19 protein-coding genes are annotated in these 16,308 nt (G+C 40.1%); all 19 read right to left on the reverse strand.

The window, feature by feature from the left end:
• Positions 1 to 211: 211 nt before the first annotated feature.
• On the reverse strand, positions 212 to 1,426 hold the full coding sequence (locus HP552_RS05335; protein ID WP_175394564.1) for an S-layer homology domain-containing protein: 1,215 nt from the start codon (positions 1,424 to 1,426) through the stop codon (positions 212 to 214).
• Positions 1,427 to 1,861: 435 nt separating this feature from the next.
• A complete protein-coding gene (locus HP552_RS05340; protein WP_175394565.1) occupies positions 1,862 to 2,398 on the reverse strand; it encodes a putative metallopeptidase in 537 nt (178 codons plus the stop codon).
• Positions 2,399 to 2,568: 170 nt separating this feature from the next.
• Positions 2,569 to 2,760, reverse strand: a complete 192-nt coding sequence (locus HP552_RS05345) for a hypothetical protein (protein ID WP_175394566.1) — start codon at positions 2,758 to 2,760, stop codon at positions 2,569 to 2,571.
• Positions 2,761 to 2,773: 13 nt separating this feature from the next.
• On the reverse strand, positions 2,774 to 3,670 hold the full coding sequence (locus HP552_RS05350) for a transglutaminase domain-containing protein (RefSeq protein WP_052016863.1): 897 nt from the start codon (positions 3,668 to 3,670) through the stop codon (positions 2,774 to 2,776).
• Between the two features lie 451 nt (positions 3,671 to 4,121).
• Positions 4,122 to 4,523 carry a hypothetical protein gene (locus HP552_RS05355; protein WP_175394567.1) on the reverse strand — a complete coding sequence of 134 codons (402 nt, stop codon included), beginning with the start codon at positions 4,521 to 4,523 and terminating at the stop codon, positions 4,122 to 4,124.
• A 31-nt stretch (positions 4,524 to 4,554) separates the two neighbouring features.
• Positions 4,555 to 5,565 (reverse strand): replication-relaxation family protein, encoded by a 1,011-nt coding sequence (locus HP552_RS05360; protein ID WP_175394568.1) that lies wholly within the window; start codon positions 5,563 to 5,565, stop codon positions 4,555 to 4,557.
• A gap of 381 nt (positions 5,566 to 5,946) precedes the next feature.
• Entirely contained in the window at positions 5,947 to 6,435 is a 489-nt protein-coding gene (locus HP552_RS05365) for a RusA family crossover junction endodeoxyribonuclease (RefSeq protein ID WP_024634175.1), read from the reverse strand.
• A 107-nt stretch (positions 6,436 to 6,542) separates the two neighbouring features.
• The gene (locus HP552_RS05370) at positions 6,543 to 7,778 is read right to left on the reverse strand and encodes an FtsZ/tubulin family protein (protein WP_175394569.1); all 1,236 of its coding nucleotides are present in this window, start codon (positions 7,776 to 7,778) and stop codon (positions 6,543 to 6,545) included.
• A gap of 1 nt (position 7,779) precedes the next feature.
• Positions 7,780 to 8,109, reverse strand: coding sequence for a cell division protein FtsZ (locus HP552_RS05375; RefSeq protein ID WP_175394570.1), 330 nt, complete (start codon positions 8,107 to 8,109; stop codon positions 7,780 to 7,782).
• A gap of 168 nt (positions 8,110 to 8,277) precedes the next feature.
• Positions 8,278 to 8,595, reverse strand: a complete 318-nt coding sequence (locus HP552_RS05380) for a hypothetical protein (protein ID WP_175394571.1) — start codon at positions 8,593 to 8,595, stop codon at positions 8,278 to 8,280.
• 27 nt (positions 8,596 to 8,622) lie between these two features.
• Entirely contained in the window at positions 8,623 to 9,513 is an 891-nt protein-coding gene (locus HP552_RS05385; protein WP_175394572.1) for an AAA family ATPase, read from the reverse strand.
• 28 nt (positions 9,514 to 9,541) lie between these two features.
• Positions 9,542 to 9,835 (reverse strand): helix-turn-helix transcriptional regulator, encoded by a 294-nt coding sequence (locus tag HP552_RS05390; protein ID WP_246310770.1) that lies wholly within the window; start codon positions 9,833 to 9,835, stop codon positions 9,542 to 9,544.
• Positions 9,836 to 10,078: 243 nt separating this feature from the next.
• Positions 10,079 to 10,471 (reverse strand): hypothetical protein, encoded by a 393-nt coding sequence (locus HP552_RS05395; protein WP_175394574.1) that lies wholly within the window; start codon positions 10,469 to 10,471, stop codon positions 10,079 to 10,081.
• An 88-nt stretch (positions 10,472 to 10,559) separates the two neighbouring features.
• On the reverse strand, positions 10,560 to 11,423 hold the full coding sequence (locus HP552_RS05400) for a type II secretion system F family protein (protein WP_175394575.1): 864 nt from the start codon (positions 11,421 to 11,423) through the stop codon (positions 10,560 to 10,562).
• Positions 11,424 to 11,452: 29 nt separating this feature from the next.
• Complete coding sequence (locus HP552_RS05405) at positions 11,453 to 12,382, reverse strand: type II secretion system F family protein (protein WP_024634167.1); 930 nt, start codon at positions 12,380 to 12,382, stop codon at positions 11,453 to 11,455.
• Between the two features lie 16 nt (positions 12,383 to 12,398).
• The gene (locus HP552_RS05410; RefSeq protein ID WP_024634166.1) at positions 12,399 to 13,934 is read right to left on the reverse strand and encodes a TadA family conjugal transfer-associated ATPase; all 1,536 of its coding nucleotides are present in this window, start codon (positions 13,932 to 13,934) and stop codon (positions 12,399 to 12,401) included.
• 104 nt (positions 13,935 to 14,038) lie between these two features.
• Positions 14,039 to 14,929: a CpaE/TadZ family protein gene (locus HP552_RS05415; protein WP_175394576.1), complete on the reverse strand. Its 891-nt coding sequence runs from the start codon at positions 14,927 to 14,929 to the stop codon at positions 14,039 to 14,041.
• On the reverse strand, positions 14,929 to 15,843 hold the full coding sequence (locus tag HP552_RS05420) for an SAF domain-containing protein (protein WP_175394577.1): 915 nt from the start codon (positions 15,841 to 15,843) through the stop codon (positions 14,929 to 14,931). Before HP552_RS05420 ends, HP552_RS05415 begins: the two co-directional genes overlap by 1 nt.
• A 28-nt stretch (positions 15,844 to 15,871) precedes the next feature.
• A complete protein-coding gene (locus tag HP552_RS05425) occupies positions 15,872 to 16,297 on the reverse strand; it encodes a hypothetical protein (RefSeq protein WP_024634163.1) in 426 nt (141 codons plus the stop codon).
• Positions 16,298 to 16,308 lie beyond the last annotated feature (11 nt).

Raw genomic sequence — 16,308 nt, forward strand, 5'->3', positions numbered from 1 at the left:
ATCACCTAGTTCGATTTTCAATGAGTTCTTTTCTTGTTTAAATTCTCAACAATTCTATTTGCATGTCTTATTAAACGATCGCAATTCCTAGGTCTGTGTAGGTTAAAGTGCCAACTAGCTTCCATGTAAATAAGATTTCAAAATATGAGGTTCTAGATGAATAAACCTTACGAGTCCGACAAACTTTTAAGCGTCGGCGAGTGGTTTTCATCTACTGGATACCCCGTAGTCGAAGAATTACGCTATCACTTGCAAGAGAACCGCCAGCTGGGGTTTCAAGTCTCACAACAAGATCGTTACCTTTTTGGACAGTTCCAGACTTTGGAATGATGATGGCGGGGAGATCTTCAAACTTGTCTTGATAAACCATCGCGCTGCCGTTGAGGGTACGATTGTAGTAAAACGCATCAAGATCTGGGCTTTCAAAGCCATCAACACGGAAAGTTAGCCGTTTTCGATCCAGATATTTATTCGGTGCTTTGTTATAAACTTGTCCACCTTTGAAATACAGGATGTAGCTGTTTTTTTGGTCTTTAACCATCAAATCATTAATGGTAGTTCTGTTATTTGACCATTTCAATCTATTGATATCGGGTAGTAGGGATCGATTGGGGTCGTTAGGATCAGCAAGATCAATAGCGACAAGAGCGTCCAGCTTAGCTTGATACAATTCATTTTTTGACGTGATCGTCATTTTGCTTTCATTCCACAATTCTTCAACCGAGGACTTACCAGCTTGTTTCAGTTGTGCTTCCGTTGTTACCCACATTTCAGGCATCACGGTGAAGATGTTCGTACCGTGCCATGCAATTTCAGCACTACCCACCGCATACTTATCGACGTCTAAGGAAGCGCCGGTGTTCTTGGATAGGATACGTTCGATTACAACGATCGCCTGCGCGCGTGTGGTCAGCCCTTTTGGAGCAATTTGCCCTATACCAACACCTTTAATGAGACCGGATTTCGTAGCGAGGTACATCCATTTGTCCTCTTCCTTGGTCGTTTCTCCAATCGCACGAGCTGCAAGCCGAGCCATTTCTTCGCGTGTCATGACTTTCGTCCAAGCTGCTTCGCTATTGTTGAAATCAGCAGATGCGTACAGGCCTGCTTGGGTTGCGGCATCAACATATTCGGTGTACCATTTACCGCTTGATGGCGTGGTTTCAAGTTCCATGGCCGAAACGACCATTTTCACGAATTCCGCGCGTGTGACGCTGGCGTCAGGCTTAAATGTACCATTCGTGTATCCATCGACATAGCCTTCAGAGACGCCATTGGTAATGGCGCTGGCGCCCCAGTGGGTCGATTCCACGTCGGAAAATTGAGTTGTAGCGGCTTGCACTCTAGATGCCGTGATGTTCATCGTACCTACCACAAGCGCTGCTACCAGTGCTATTCCTGCGATTTTGATAAACTGTTTCTTCATGAACTCTCTCCTTTTAATTGGTGCTCTAACACCCCTCTATATACATTATCGTCTCCATGGGCTTAGCGGTTAAATGTTACGTGCGAAAATCAAGGTTATTTTTGCACCTAATACTTCGGTTGAACTATCCCTAAAGCTATATGCTTTGAAAACAATCGTGGACTTTATAAATGCTGCTTTCTGCTTCTTCCCCTTTCGAATCGGAATACTTCTAGCAAACAAAAAACGCCCAAGTGAAAACACCACCTGAGCGCCTATGAATTAATAACTTACAAAGTGCTTGATAACAACAGGAGCTATTTGAATTATTGCCTGCCGTCCCTCTTTGGATTTGAGATACCCCAGGAGGGGCAACAGTAGACATCATGCCATGCTTGTCTCTTTGCATGGGGGGTTTATCCTCAAAATGGAGCGTACATTGGTTGAACATTTTTCTCAATTGGCCCTTAGATGAATAACCTTTCCTGCAGGCCGTTTGTTATCCGATTGAACGAGGTCCATGGTTAGTTGTTCACCTTTCTTCGCGGAATCCATGAATTCCTGTGCATCAGGCCGCCAAAGACCATACTTTTCCACGACTAATTTAAACTCCTCCAGGTCGTGGCTCTGTAGTCGATATATCGGTCGGCCATCTTTGGGGGAGTTCTTAGGCGCTCCATGCTTATCTACAGAGGCTTCGATATGACATAGCTCATGATAGATCAGTGCTTCTTTCTGCGAGTCATTGAGATGCTCCCATACCTGCTTATTGACCATGATGAGTATTTCAGACTCGAGCTCAAAGCGCTCATAACTGGATAATACTTTCGTTTTCGCATAAATCAATTTTCCTTTAGTGTACCATGTGCCCGTTCGAAAGCGTGTTAGGATGTGAGCGACACTCAATATCTTAAACTCTTCTTCACGTTCAATTACTTGTTGAACGATACGATCGATTTCTTCCGAAGTTGTAAATGTTGCGCCCGCTGCCATCTTTCATCCTCTCCTTTTTAACTTTTAATAGAGTAAAGTTCGTTCAACTTATACAAAAAAAGACAGCCCCACTATGCATTACTGCAAGTGAGACTGTCTCATGATTAGCTGTATTTAAGATAAAGAGTTCGCTTCGACTATATAATTGTCAGGGTAACCCAACACCATGACTAAATTACATTGGCCATTGCTGGCACAGAACCGAAGGTTAAATCTATTAGTTGCATATTTTCTTCAATGAGATCCTTAATAGCTTTCCTTCTGAGTTCATCATCTTGAGCATCACTGAAGAGAAATTCATCAATGATACTCAAGTTCCGGTTAATTATATCTTGTTTCTCTAGTTTCTCTTGCTTCGTCATACCTGTTCCTCCATTAATCATTAACTGATTGTTTATAGATACTTCGATATAGTTGGCCAAGACGTAAGAAATCCAGTCCATTCTTCCCGGCCTTATGCTTCTTTTTAAGCTCTTCCCGATATTCGCTGCTAGCAGCAGGATAATATTCAGGATTCCAAGTCCGACTCAGTTTTATCTGTTCGTCGGTTAAATTGTAATAAGTATAGCTATTGCTTGTATCGTCCCACGTCAAATCTACGTGGTACCATAAGTCATCTAATTGTACCAAATTCCAACTATGTGTCGTTTTCTCGTTATTTTTTAGATATCCAAAGATAATCTTGTTCTTAATGCCTGCATAATCAAACATCTTACTAGCCAGTAAGCTGTACCCCTGGCAAACTGTTTTGTAGGGATCAACTAGCCCGGCATACGCGGAATATTGATTCAAGTCGTAGTCATATTCCAGCTTACTAACGATCCAGTCATGGATCACTTTTACTTTTTGGTGCTCATCCATCTGAGGAGTAGTAATCTCACTTACGGTTTTTCTTGCTACTTGATCTACATACGCAGCCTGTTCTGCAGTTTCAAAATATGTAATGGAAAAAGTAATGGAAAAATGCTCTGAGCTAAATTTGTCCCACTCCCACGAAATGTATTTATGAGTAAAGGCGCTGTAATCACCAAAGTGGTATAGTTTTGCTCTAATGTCCCCGATACTCTTATTAATATCGGTCGCTGGAGCAAATACTTCCATCTGAATTTGTTCAGTGTGATTAGTCATTGCATCATGCAGGCGGGAATCAACTTCATCATAGGAATGAACTTGAATGGGTGCGGCACTGGCTAAAGCGATGGTATTTACCATCAGAGTTAAAGCCCCAGCAGCAAAAAATACAGATAAGAGTTGTGTTATCCTTTTTAGCATGTGATCTCTCCTTCAATTCAAATAGGTAACTTTATAAAAAAAAGAACCGAATCCCATTGGAATTCGATTCTCTGAATCCATATATTATTTTTGTGAGTAAACTAAGAAAATTGTTGTATAGCCAGCTAAGCCAGGTAATCATTCATATCCTGTACTTAAACGGAGGTATCTTCACTGATGGTGTACATACCTGATCGACAAATTCGTAGATTACTACGTCCTTGCAAATGCATTAGTTCGTCTTCGTAATCAAATACGTTCACGAGTGCATTTGTATTGTCGTAACGCGTGTGTATTTCTTGAAATACATACTACCATAGTTGTTCCTTGTTGTATATGTTTGACTTGCCCGAAGGATATACCAAACATAATCTCAAGAATCGTAAACTCTCACTAGTCACGATAGACGTAGAAGTTCTATCTATTGCTTTTATGTTCAGGGGGACATAAATTAATTTTCAGTCATTTGAGGTCCCTCTTCGATTATAATCCCTTCCAAATCTCGGAGGGAGATCCAGAATCCAAATGGTCCCTCATTTATACGCACACCATATACCCCATGACTTTGATGCTGGACGAGCCACGACAGAAGCTCAGTTGTTGGTACAGAAACATAGTACAACTGTGTACCGTCTTCAAATATGAGAGGTGCATTACTCTCCAATTGTTGATAACTTGTATAGATGTACATCCAGTTGTAGTTATCCTCTTGCCCTACGAATGGAGCCTCATTGTTATTTGGACTCATTAATAAATACATGTCCTTTAGATCACGCATTTTTTGAATCAATTTGATAAAAGCCTCTTCACTGTGATTCAAGTTAGCTTCCTCTACCCATACATTGAATTCCATAGCATAAACCTCTCTCTTATAGTGATTATTTTCACAATGTTGCGTTTTCCCACTTTTCGATTTTCTCTACGAGATCCTTTTTGAGGATGACAGCAAATTGAACGTGGGGGTAGTGCCTAAACTCTTGTTCGAGATCCTGTAGAAACCCTTTCCGGATCAGCATCAATACCTTTTTCCCATCTCGTTTGTATTCATGGGGGGTATATAAGGACAATCTTCGTCTGACCCCTGTACTGTTGTGCAAATTTTCACAAACATACTTCATTTCGCCGTTGTGTTGAACGGTATATGGGAACGCTCCACGTTCCACTTTTTCAACCCTGCCAAACTCTTGGAATAACTGTATCCGCTGATTCTCATCTCCAACGGTTTTGAGTGCAAGTAGAGCATCCTCATATGGCAACAAGCTTACACTTGATCTGATCCGTGTTTCTTCCTTTTTTAGCATACTTTCAAATTCCGTAAAGGCTTTAGCAGATGTACACACTACAAGGTAGTACTTTATAGAGAAGTTCTTCTTAATCTCAGATATCACCTTGGCCAAAGTCTTTTCTTCAGGATCCGTGGTGAATAGGTACAGTCCGTACTTTCTCTCGTCCGGTGAGATAAGCATACCTTGTATGAGACTATTCCGATCAAGTTCAAAAGTACTTTTTACAAGTCTGCTATCCCACAAGTCATACCCGTAAGCTTTCAACTGTACAAGGAATTCATTAACCTGTTGGGCATGGAGCATTCGAAATCCCGATAGCTGCAGATCTTTAGCAAATGTAGTTTTGTCGATTAGCCCTCTTTGCTTTAACTCTTCCACTCCCTTTGTAGTTAGAAAATACGAATTTGTTTCCTTTCTCCCGTTATTGACTACGGGTTTAGATATGATATATCCATCTCTTTTTAGGTAAGACATTCTTAGCCAGCAATAATCTCTTTTTTTGTTACTTTCAAAGAATAGTCGATGTACCTGGGGTGTAGTAAATGTCCGATACCGAAATAGAGCATGAAGGATTCTGACGTCCCTCTCCGTTAGATTCTTAATCTTCACACAAAAAGACCTCCTCATGATCTGCTTAAAACATGGATTTGGTTTGTTCCCTCACCAATATTGGAATTCAGGCACCTGTCGTTTTTCTCTCATCATTCCTAAATGCAAGGAGGGATAGCATCCCTGCTTTCAGCAGGAATACTCCCCTCCTTTTTCCTTTCCCTGTTCACCTTATACCAAGGGAGAAATCCCTTGATGTGCCTACAAAAACATGTTGAATCTGATATCAGTCTTCATTCACCTCTAGATGCAAAAGAATGACAGATCAAAAACACTGATATAACAACGATTTTTTTCACCAGTTGACCTATTTTCCGTATCAGTACGAGAATATCAGTACTATCCCCCTAATTGATTGACATAGTACTGATATGTAACTCGTCAACCGGGACTGATACAGAATTGGTGAACGTAGGTGAACATCTCGACGGCTTTTTGGTGACTTGATATAAATATTTCAGTATGGGGATTTCCAGAATCATATTCACCAGATTCACATACTGAGATGTTTCGCCAGTTATCATCCCCTATGACCGAAGCATAACGAAGGGCATCTAGAACATATTTACGTTCTCGATTATCAAAATCTCGAATAACAAAATCGGGGAAAAACTGAATGATGTAAATGAGTGCATGATCGTATTTAATTCTGAAGGGCAACCTTTCGACCAATGCTAAAGTAGCATCACTATAGAATGCTTTTGAATTCCTAATGTGCTGTCTTATTTCTCTTTTTTCTCGATGCTCTACTTGGTAATGAGGTAACACTCCCGGGAATGAAAAATGAAGAATAGATTCGCATTGATCTAAAGATGGGATAATTTTTAATTCTCCGGAATTAGCCGGTACATTTCCGTGAAGTATTTTCATGTGTCCTCCTATTGCCGCAGTAACTGCTGCAGTACACAGATTCTAGTCAAGCCTTTAAATCAATACTGCCTCAGTAACAGAGACAGTTACTGAGGCAGTATTGAGGTTTAGTTAAAATCGAATGGATCACGTACATTCGTTAGTTTTTCAGTATCCCTTTTAGCAGTAGATGTTCCTAATAGAGTTTCCAAGTCATCATTCGTCTTCTTGGTTACCACACTATAGTTTTGAAGGACTGCCCACGCTTCATCTACCACTTCATTTTTTCTTTCGAGTTTTTTAGAACTCTCAATTATTTGTAATACTCTGTTGGGAAGAGACAAACCCGCGAATACAGAATAGATATGAAGTTGCTTAATAGTTTGATCCCCGTAAGTTGCTACAGGTCTTTCGTTCGCATATGGAGCATATGTGATCAGCAGCTGTTCTAATGTATTCATCATACCAATAGTAAATATGCGCTTCGCACCGCTTGGACTAGCAAGTAAGCTCAGGGCACATCTTTCGGCATTTTCAAGATTATAACCTCCACTAAGAACCCCTTCCTCAATGGATTGTTTAAGCTTTGGTAGGAACGTTCCTTCGTTCTCTGCATCAACAGAACGCTCATCTAAAGTCGTTCTGCCGACAAGCATGATTCCTGGTGTCTGAAGTATCTTCAGCCATTCAGAAGTATCAAAATGAAACGGGCCCGTAGGATTATAACTACTTGTGACCGTATTCATTTCATGCAGCATAACAGCAATGTATTCATTACATGACTTCAGGAACTCCTCGACACTTCCATTCGAGTTATGCTGGAGGTAATTCTCAAACAATTGTTGATTGTCCACTAGAATAATTGAACCAAGCCCTTTCATCGCCCTAGCAATTAATTGCAATCGCTGGATTGCATTATCCAAAACGACCTTTCCTTCCTGGTCTCGCGGAAGGGTCAAAACAAGACTAAACCGCCGGTGGAAACCATTCGCATGCAATAGTTTAGCTGCTTCAATCACGGCCCCAGTGCCGGTGCCTCCCCCCATTCCTACCATCAAAAAGACATAATCACGATCCGAAAAATGACTTTGGATCTTCTCAATAAGGGTTTCCTTATGAGTCAAAAATGCCTCCTCACCCAAGTCAATATCACGACCGGCACCCTTTTCATAACCCTTTAAAAGAAACTTCGTTACATTTGATGCATCCGGAATCTTATTCATATCCACTTCATTTGTATTGACCAAAAAAGCACTATATGGCTGCATATTGTTTTTTACACTCGTCCGTATACTTGCGCAGGCACTTGCAATAGATGTGCCTCCTAAACCTACACCCAAAAATCCATATTTAAGACCAGCCATTTTAGTTCACTCCGTTTCTCATCATTTCTCTAAATTTAATGACTTCATTACCAAGTGTAGTTAATTTGTAAAACCTTGTTTGACCCACACGGTCTACCTCGATCAGAGCAGCTCCTTCAAGTTTTGCAGTAGTGATATCTAAGCTGTATCTTGAGGGAATTAATTTTTTTTCCTCTGGCTGTATTTTTGTTTCAATGTAGCGTTTATTTGTGATATCTCTAAGATAACTTTTAGCAACTGGCTTATTTGCCACTCTCAATGTGGCTAACATCCATAAACCGGTCTCATCTATAGTACAAAGCAAAGCATTAAGAATTTCTTCTCGATTCATCGCATCGTAGTGCTCCCTTCTCATGGAATCAAAAACAAATGTATGTTCTCTATCTTCAATAAAAAAAGCAGGAGGTAATCACCTCCTGCTTAACTTATCATTTTTATGTATCATATAGGCGAGCAAGCAAAGTAAACGTTTAATGGCCCGCCTAGACGTTCGACAAACTTATTCTGCTACCAAGTCCCGTGTCTTGGACTTCTCTTCAACCTTTAAGTCTCTACAGAATTTCAAAAAACTATCTGAAGTCTCTGGTTTTACATTGATCGTGAGGGTTATTTCTCCTCCTTCTTTCCCTATAGTTAGGTAATTGTACATTCTGGAAATGTTGATGATAAATTGATCTGCTTTTTCTAAAGCTGATACATCATATCTCTTTGTCATTTCAATTGAACGTATTTCACCGTCATGAGTCTTTAGTTTATAGTCACTGTCCCAACTAGACAAAAGTGTTTCTAAGTTCTGTTCCGAAAAATTCTTTCCCATAGTTACGTCCTCCTATCATATTTTGAATTACATACTATTCAGAATTGAATTCAAGATCTCATTTAATTTATCTATCTCAGCCGGTTTATTCCAAAGAACATGCTTCAAAATTTGTAGATCTTCTTTTTCAACGTTGCTACGTTGCCCCAACAGAGCGGAAGCCCGTATAAGTTTCAAGCTAGACTTCAATCTCCTATCCGATGGAAAAATTTTGTTTTCAAATAGCTTAAATCTCAAGCTCAAAATTATCTCCATAATATCAGGTGGGATTTGAATTCTTGACGAAGCAATTTTTAGCTGCGTAATATCTTGAAATGACAACGAAGCATATATTTCAGGCGGCGCCTCATTTAGTAACATGGTCTTCAAACTCTCTTTGGAAGACAAATAATCGACATTAATTCTGATGAGAAAGCGATCATATAGTGCCGTGTTCTCATGGTTTTCATGTAGGTCGTTTGTGGCACCAAAAAGACTAATTAGAGGTGCTGCTTGTCTTTCATTCATCTGGATGATCGATCTTTCATTTAAAATGTCCAACAGCGAATTCAAGGCATATCCTCTAGCACGCAAAATTTCATCAAGTATTGCCATATGTGCTTCAGGGAGCTTTCCTACCGTTTTCCGCTTTAATTTCCCATGAGTGTAAAGCCCTTCTTCATAAGGACCCAGAAGCTCATCGGGAGTTGTATCGTCATTCATTGTCCATTTAAAGACATTCAGATCGCGGAAGTGCTGAAAAATCATTTCAAGAACTGAGCTTTTTGCTGTCCCAGGAGGTCCGATTAATAGCATATGTTCACCAGCGATGATACTGGCAAAAGCACTATGAATGATTTCGTCTCTTTCAAAGTACATGGTATGGAGGTAATCAATAATTTTATTTAATTGCCCTTGACTGTACTGAATGTTCTTCACAATTTTCACCCACAATAGTTAATTTGAATTAGGCGTTTTGAAAGTCCCGGAAAAATTCTTCCTTCGTCAGTGGTTGCGGAGCTGTAATTGTAGAAGAGATCTGTTCCAAAACCCATTTGCTCAACTGGGCTTTCCCCTTAATTCCCAACTTTCTATATATAATTCTCTGATGTTTTTTAATCGCTTCCTCGCTCATATGCAGTGACTGAGATATTTCCTTTTGTTCTTTCCCTACTAGAAGCATCCAAAGCACCAAACGCTGTTTCTCTCTCAATTCGCAGCGAAACATCGTATAATCCAACGTTTGTTCAATTGATGTCATACTGGTCAATTTTATCGCCTCCTCATACATACATGACAAAAAGACAGCAGCCTGAGTTCAGGTTACTGTCCGCATAGGGGTTCAATTAATAAAAATAAAACAGAAGAGTGGTTCCACTCTTCTGCCAAGGAAAAAAATAATTGGAGATCTTGCACTTCCACATCGGGGGGTTGGTTACCCGATGAATTCATTATATAACACCAGTGTAAATCATGCAATACACTCTAAGAAAAAAATTTATCTCTAGTAGATCTGAGAACTTTTCTCTTGATTGGCCCTTAAAGTAAGTACGGTTGAATCACCCATCGCTGCCTGCATTTTGTCACCCATTATAGCAAAAGCTCTTAAATGGTACTTGCTTGAAATTTGAAATCCGACATTTCCCGGGGCCTTAACCACACCTTCGGTATGGTAGATCACCCATTTATCTTTGTTTATCCCCATCTCCTCCATTTTTTCGAACACTTCTTGTTCAACCGCATCCGTCCAACCACCACTCGCTGCCATTCTCTCCACTGCATAATCAGTGATTTGATGTGCTTTCCATTGCCATTGACCATACGTAATCATATCTGGCATAAAAATAAGAAAAAACGCAAGTATGGGCAACCAAATCAATTTCTCAGGAGTCTGCATAGATACCTACCCTTCTTTCAATTTTTGTTTTGTTATCTACATAAATAAAAAAATCGATCCATTTTATCTGGACCGATTTATTAGTACCCTATTTAATTCCGTTCATTTGAGAAATAAAGTTGATTGCAATAACTGCTACTGGTACTGCAAGAACGAAAACATACATGCCAGTACTGATCATTTGTAGCTTGGCCGGACGTTCTTTGATGATCTTTCTGTTATTCTGTTTCCGAATATTTCTCATCAGCTTTGTCTGAGATTTGAAAATATGTTGAGCCTCTTCTTTACTTGTTTGGATGGCTTGTTTCATGGCCAATACAAATCGTTTTACTGATGGTGTACCAACGTTTTCAGCGAAGATCTCCAAAGCCCTTGCTTCACTCATCGATTCGAGATCCTTAGACAATCTCTTGCAGTCCAGCTGCAAACCCTCTGGTGCATGATCGCAAGCAACCTTAATGGCTGCATAAGGTGTTAGTCCTGCAGAGAATAGCAAGATAAGGTGATCGATGAAATCTGGAAGTTGTTCTTGTGCGATACGTTCTTTCTCACTTAGCCCCTTCTTTAAACGAGATACAGGGTAGCGATAAAAATAAAAACCAATAAAAATCGCAAGAATGAACATGACGGATGATGCTGTGAAAATTGCAAATAAGGAGAAACCAACCAGTGCTAAGCCTCCAAACATCAATTGTTGGCCAGCGATATCTTCAGGGCGTTCTTTCCACCCTAAACGATACAATTGCTTCTCCAAGACAGAATGCTGTTCAGAAGATAACTTAATACGACTTCGAGCCGCCATCTCCATAGAACCAGCAACCCGCTTCCACAGTGCTTCGTTACTCCCAGGAACATACGCCATAGACCGATATGTTTTCCCTGTCGATAAGATCGTAGACAGACTAACGTAAAGTATTAAAAAGAAGATTGCTCCTATAATGATGTAAATCATTAAATGATCCGCTCCATTCCATTAAATTTCTACAACTGAGTCATTTTATTTACTTTTTGGAATGACCACAGGATGTACAAGATCATAAGTGTAATTAATAATTGTCCTAACGGTAAAACCATTAGCTGCTTATATTGATCCGCTTGAGCAAATCGGAAGAAAAGGACAATTCCGATGGCTATCGTAACATTCATTCGATGCGATTGTCTTTGCTGTGTAAGTTCAGCCTTTGCTTCTTCTTTTAGAATTCTATTGCTTTGAATAACATCAGCAATCTGCTTCATAGTTGGACTCGCATCTCCACCTGATCTCTCAACAATGACTAGAAGATCCGAGAACATTTTAAATTCTTTCACGGGAATTGACTTTTGCATCTCAGTAAGAAGATTTGAAAGTTTATCCCCGGCATAATAATCAGTGACGAGCTTAGACCACATCGATCTAATCGGTTCTTCCAGGCTGCTTTCTGCTTTTTTCATGGAGTCTGTCAAATTCTGTGTGATGGAATAACCAGCACTAACCTCCTGAATCAAGACTTCAATCTGTTCTTCAATGAAATCCTCATATTTCTGTTTTTTGTTATTAAGGATAAACCAAGGCGCCCATATACCTGCATACGCACCGCAAATAATTGCGATCGGCGAATTCATAAGGAATCCAAAACCAATCCCAAGAAGGAGCCCCCCATATAGATAAAGTGGAGCTTTGGTACCTACATCCCAGTTTGTGATCCTAGCTTCATTTTCAAAGTGATTGGGGGAAAGATATTTAGCGAACGTAAACCGTTTTTTTCGTTCTGCTTCTTCCGTTTTTTTGTGAATCTGCTCTTCTTCTGTCTCAGACATCACCATTGTCCAGGAACGATACTTCTTCTTCGGGAGGAGATACTGCAAGAGAAAAAACAATGCAATAAACATAACTGCAAACAACGATATATATAGGATCTTGGAAATTTCCATATTTGTTCCCCTTTCTTTACGCGCTTAGAGGCGCTTTAACCCATTTTGATACTTCGTTTCTGCGAACACCTTTTTTGTAGACTTTTGCCAAAAGTTCCGATGAGATTGTACAATCCTCACCTTCTTCATGATGTCCAATAAATTTGAATCTTCCGTTCTCCAGGAACTCAGTATCTGTAATCTGATACTTATAAAGTGTATTTGCAACGGGTAAGCCATTCTCAAAGCCCAGCAGCTCAATAATTTCTGTAATTCTTCTACTTCCATCTTCAAGTTTCTCTTGGAATACAATAATATCGATTGCTCTACTCACCATTTGGCCGATTGTCTCTGTAGATAACGGTAAGCCATTTTTAAGAATCATCTGAACAAGTCTTGTCACAGCGTCTCTTGCTGAGTTAGCATGCAAGGAGCTCAATCCGCCATCGTGTCCAGTGTTGAAAATTTCGATGAGATCGATCGCTTCCAAGGAACGAACCTCACCAACAATGATTCTACTTGGCCGCATACGTAGTGAGGATTTCAATAATTTTGCAATATCCACCGTTGTTTCCTCTTTACCTGTAAAACGACATTCTAGAGAAACGATATGTTTTGATGGGTACATTAATTTCAATCGAAGCTCTTCGGTATCTTCAATGGTAAGTGTTCTCTCATGCTCTGGGATCTCACCACACAAAAGTTTAATCGTCGTTGTTTTACCTGCTCCAGTGCTACCTACAACCAAGATGTTCGCACCACCCTTAACTAAAGTGCTAGTTAAGCGGAACATGTCTCTAGTCATTAAGCCACTTTGAATAATGTTTTCTGTAGACAGATTAATTGGTGGATATTTACGAATCGTTATCGTAGTACCGATACGCGAGATAGGCGGAATAACCACATTGAGACGAACATCTGAAAGCCTTGCGTCACAAATCGGTTTGGCCTCGGTCACACTTTCATTTGCAAAATTCAACATTTTTCTAGCAATGGATAGAACATGTTCATCATCATGAAACTTAATGTTGGTTAAGCGCATTCCCTCATGGTCTTCTACGTATACTTCTTTGGGACCATTCACCATGACTTCTATAATGCTATCATCATGCATAAGTGAATCGATTGGGCCAAGACCAACTATTTCCTCTACCATTTCTTTAGCTTGTTCTTTAACCGCTTTATTTCCGTTATCCTTTAGATTGTCGTTTTCATGAATGTATCTTCTAACGGATCCCTCCAATTTATCTCGGATCGCTATGTCGTAAAACGCACGTGATAAATCATTACCGTGCTCGAGTGAAAGCTTGTCACGAACAAACTTTATGGCATCTTCGGATACAAGACTATCAATTGGTTTTAATGCACTAGTGTCTGTAATACCCGTAGGGTTATGAACGCCTTCCAGGAACTCTTCTGATGACAGGAAAAGTCCCTCTCCACCATTTCCTCCATCCATTTCAACTTGTGGCATTGAGGGCAGAACAATATGGGATGAATCAGATGTAGCGTTTAAAGTAGTGAGAACTGTATTATACACTTGACCAACAGAGCTGACCTTCTCTTTCAACATGATATCTATTCTCCTTTGTTTAATAAAAATTTATCGTTTTATCTCTCATCTAAAAAGAAAAAACCTACGAGTAATCGTAGGTTTTCTGCATAATGGCAACTGGATTATGATTTCGAAAACAACTTTAAGAATCCCTTTCTGCTTCCTGCAGGCTCATTAGCCTGCTTCTTCTTTTTCTTGTATCCCATAGCGTCACAAAAATCATTAACTACAGCATTGTATTTGTCACTACCACCCGGCACAAGATCTAGAGATTTCTCCGAAAGAGTTGGGTCATCCGGAATCGTTTTCCAAATCGGTTGTCCTAACAATTTCTCAATTCCGGGACCTAAAGTGCCGGCCCGGTTCAACATTACTTTAAGACCACGGTGATCGCCAATGATACGTTTTATCGTTTGGTTGGTATAAATGCTATGAGCAACATGCCCATCCACGAAGACTAACAAGTCGGTAGCAAGCTTCATGCTTGTCCCAGTGACCGGCATGAGGATTTCACTTGGTATATCCATATATATAGCCTCAAAACCTAAATCCACCAATTGTTCAATAATAAAATATGGTGTGTCTTTCGTCATTGAGTGTGCATGTGCCTGGAAACGATCAAGAAACTGGGACGGTGCCAAAAGATATAAATCTTGAGGTAACTCTGACACGGCTGCTTCCAATCCTGGATTAGTTGCAGCCATATCTTGCATCCATATTTTTGAGTTTACAAGATAGTCACGGATCGCACGATTTTCTCCGGACTCTTTGCTTTTAGTAATCCAGGACTCTAAATTTCGTGTATGATGGCTCATTCCAAGAGAAATTGAAGTAGAAGCATGCAACAGGTCCAATTCAACCAGTACAGTTTTCACACCTCTCCTAGCCGACTCTACAGCTGCTGCATTTAGGAAACTATTTACTCCCATACCGCTCTCGCATGACCAACCAACAATAACTTTTCGATTTTTGTATGTTTGAATCTCGTTCATGTTCTCTTCAAGCGTTGTCATTAGTTTTCTTCTCCTTTAGTTTGGTTTGATTTTTGAGGCAGAATGTCCGCTAGTGTTTCAGTGGATGTTATCGTTACACCAGTACCACTTGCTGCAGATTCTTTATTTTTTGCGATAAAGTCGCTGAGGTTAAGTTGTTTTGATTTGATATACTGCTTAATATCGAATTCACCAGTAACACCCAGCTCTGGAATGCCAGCTTTTGCATCCTTGTTATGTGGGACAAGAATAATATTTCCGTCTTTAAAAGCATTAGACAAAGAAGCTGTCAGCATTTGATATTGCTCGTCTTCTACTGCCAGTTGTACGACGGTAGGATACAATTCCTTTTTAGGAGTTGTAGTTTCACCATTGGAATTTACCGTGTTGGTCGTGTTTTTGGTTACGATATCTTCTGCCTTTTTATTCTTGGCAGATACAACTCGGACTCCTTCGTACATCTTACCAATGACCCATTTTGAATCCATTCCTTCCGTCTCAACCGCACTGAACCAAATATCTACATCTGTATCCGGAAGAACGTTACCTGCAGAAGCTTCAACAAGATTTACGCTACCTGTCCAGAGTACTTGCCCGTCATGTAACTTTAGTCGGGCGGCATCCATCAACTCATCCTGAGTCACAATTTTGGATTGGAAGAAGTAGCTGTTTTGAGCTAATCCGTATTGAACCTGTGTGAATTTCCCTACTATATCTTTCTTGTTGTAAATAATCCCCGGCGGCAATCCTTTCAGTGGCAAATCGATGGCCTCAAGCATACTTTCAGTGATCTCAGTGTGTGCTGGAATATCCTGCTTCGCAAAATACACCACAGTGGATTTTAACTCTGTACGTACACGGTACTCACTGATTCCAACAAATCCAATTACGACAATGGCTGACATCATCACGGCCAGCAACCTACGCTTATTCATGTAATTTTCGAACCTCCAGAAAGTTTAGTTAGTTTTTTTGATCCCAAATAAAGACCACTCGATGGCGTGGATAATGCCAAGTGGTGACCTTATCACTGTTTAGCATTTTCATAGAATACGCTTCAACTGGCGTGCCCATCTGGACTGCAGCATATGGTTTTAACCGATCAATCTGATAAATCCCGGTATACGAACTCATCATTGCTTTTGTTCCTGCATTAAGCTCTCCATAGATACCGAATTGTTGGTCAAATTCTTTAATATCAATTCGGGGTAAATGTTTTGTCCGTATTCCGCCCTCCTCCACGGAACGCATCATGGCAGTTTGCGTTGTATTTCTTGTTGAAGATTGCATTTTTATTTTCTGACTACCGATGCTTACAAAATCAATGGCAAAGTAAGCAAATAGTACAAAAACGATTAACAAGGGCAACATTTTGGGTGTTGTAGACATCTAGGCTCCTC

It is taken from the genome of Paenibacillus xylanilyticus (assembly GCF_013359935.1).
Classification (GTDB): domain Bacteria; phylum Bacillota; class Bacilli; order Paenibacillales; family Paenibacillaceae; genus Paenibacillus; species Paenibacillus xylanilyticus.

Bases quoted from the DNA above. Each gene is read 5' to 3' on its own strand.
- HP552_RS05370 (WP_175394569.1), bottom strand. From the start codon at position 7,778: ATGGCTGGTCTTAAATATGGATTTTTGGGTGTAGGTTTAGGAGGCACA.
- HP552_RS05405 (WP_024634167.1), bottom strand. From the start codon at position 12,382: ATGGAAATTTCCAAGATCCTATATATATCGTTGTTTGCAGTTATGTTT.
- HP552_RS05350 (WP_052016863.1), bottom strand. From the start codon at position 3,670: ATGCTAAAAAGGATAACACAACTCTTATCTGTATTTTTTGCTGCTGGG.
- HP552_RS05345 (WP_175394566.1), bottom strand. From the start codon at position 2,760: ATGACGAAGCAAGAGAAACTAGAGAAACAAGATATAATTAACCGGAAC.
- HP552_RS05340 (WP_175394565.1), bottom strand. From the start codon at position 2,398: ATGGCAGCGGGCGCAACATTTACAACTTCGGAAGAAATCGATCGTATC.
- HP552_RS05420 (WP_175394577.1), bottom strand. From the start codon at position 15,843: ATGAATAAGCGTAGGTTGCTGGCCGTGATGATGTCAGCCATTGTCGTA.
- HP552_RS05375 (WP_175394570.1), bottom strand. From the start codon at position 8,109: ATGAATCGAGAAGAAATTCTTAATGCTTTGCTTTGTACTATAGATGAG.
- HP552_RS05380 (WP_175394571.1), bottom strand. From the start codon at position 8,595: ATGGGAAAGAATTTTTCGGAACAGAACTTAGAAACACTTTTGTCTAGT.
- HP552_RS05335 (WP_175394564.1), bottom strand. From the start codon at position 1,426: ATGAAGAAACAGTTTATCAAAATCGCAGGAATAGCACTGGTAGCAGCG.
- HP552_RS05415 (WP_175394576.1), bottom strand. From the start codon at position 14,929: ATGACAACGCTTGAAGAGAACATGAACGAGATTCAAACATACAAAAAT.
- HP552_RS05390 (WP_246310770.1), bottom strand. From the start codon at position 9,835: ATGACATCAATTGAACAAACGTTGGATTATACGATGTTTCGCTGCGAA.
- HP552_RS05395 (WP_175394574.1), bottom strand. From the start codon at position 10,471: ATGCAGACTCCTGAGAAATTGATTTGGTTGCCCATACTTGCGTTTTTT.
- HP552_RS05410 (WP_024634166.1), bottom strand. From the start codon at position 13,934: ATGTTGAAAGAGAAGGTCAGCTCTGTTGGTCAAGTGTATAATACAGTT.
- HP552_RS05425 (WP_024634163.1), bottom strand. From the start codon at position 16,297: ATGTCTACAACACCCAAAATGTTGCCCTTGTTAATCGTTTTTGTACTA.
- HP552_RS05355 (WP_175394567.1), bottom strand. From the start codon at position 4,523: ATGGAATTCAATGTATGGGTAGAGGAAGCTAACTTGAATCACAGTGAA.
- HP552_RS05400 (WP_175394575.1), bottom strand. From the start codon at position 11,423: ATGATTTACATCATTATAGGAGCAATCTTCTTTTTAATACTTTACGTT.
- HP552_RS05365 (WP_024634175.1), bottom strand. From the start codon at position 6,435: ATGAAAATACTTCACGGAAATGTACCGGCTAATTCCGGAGAATTAAAA.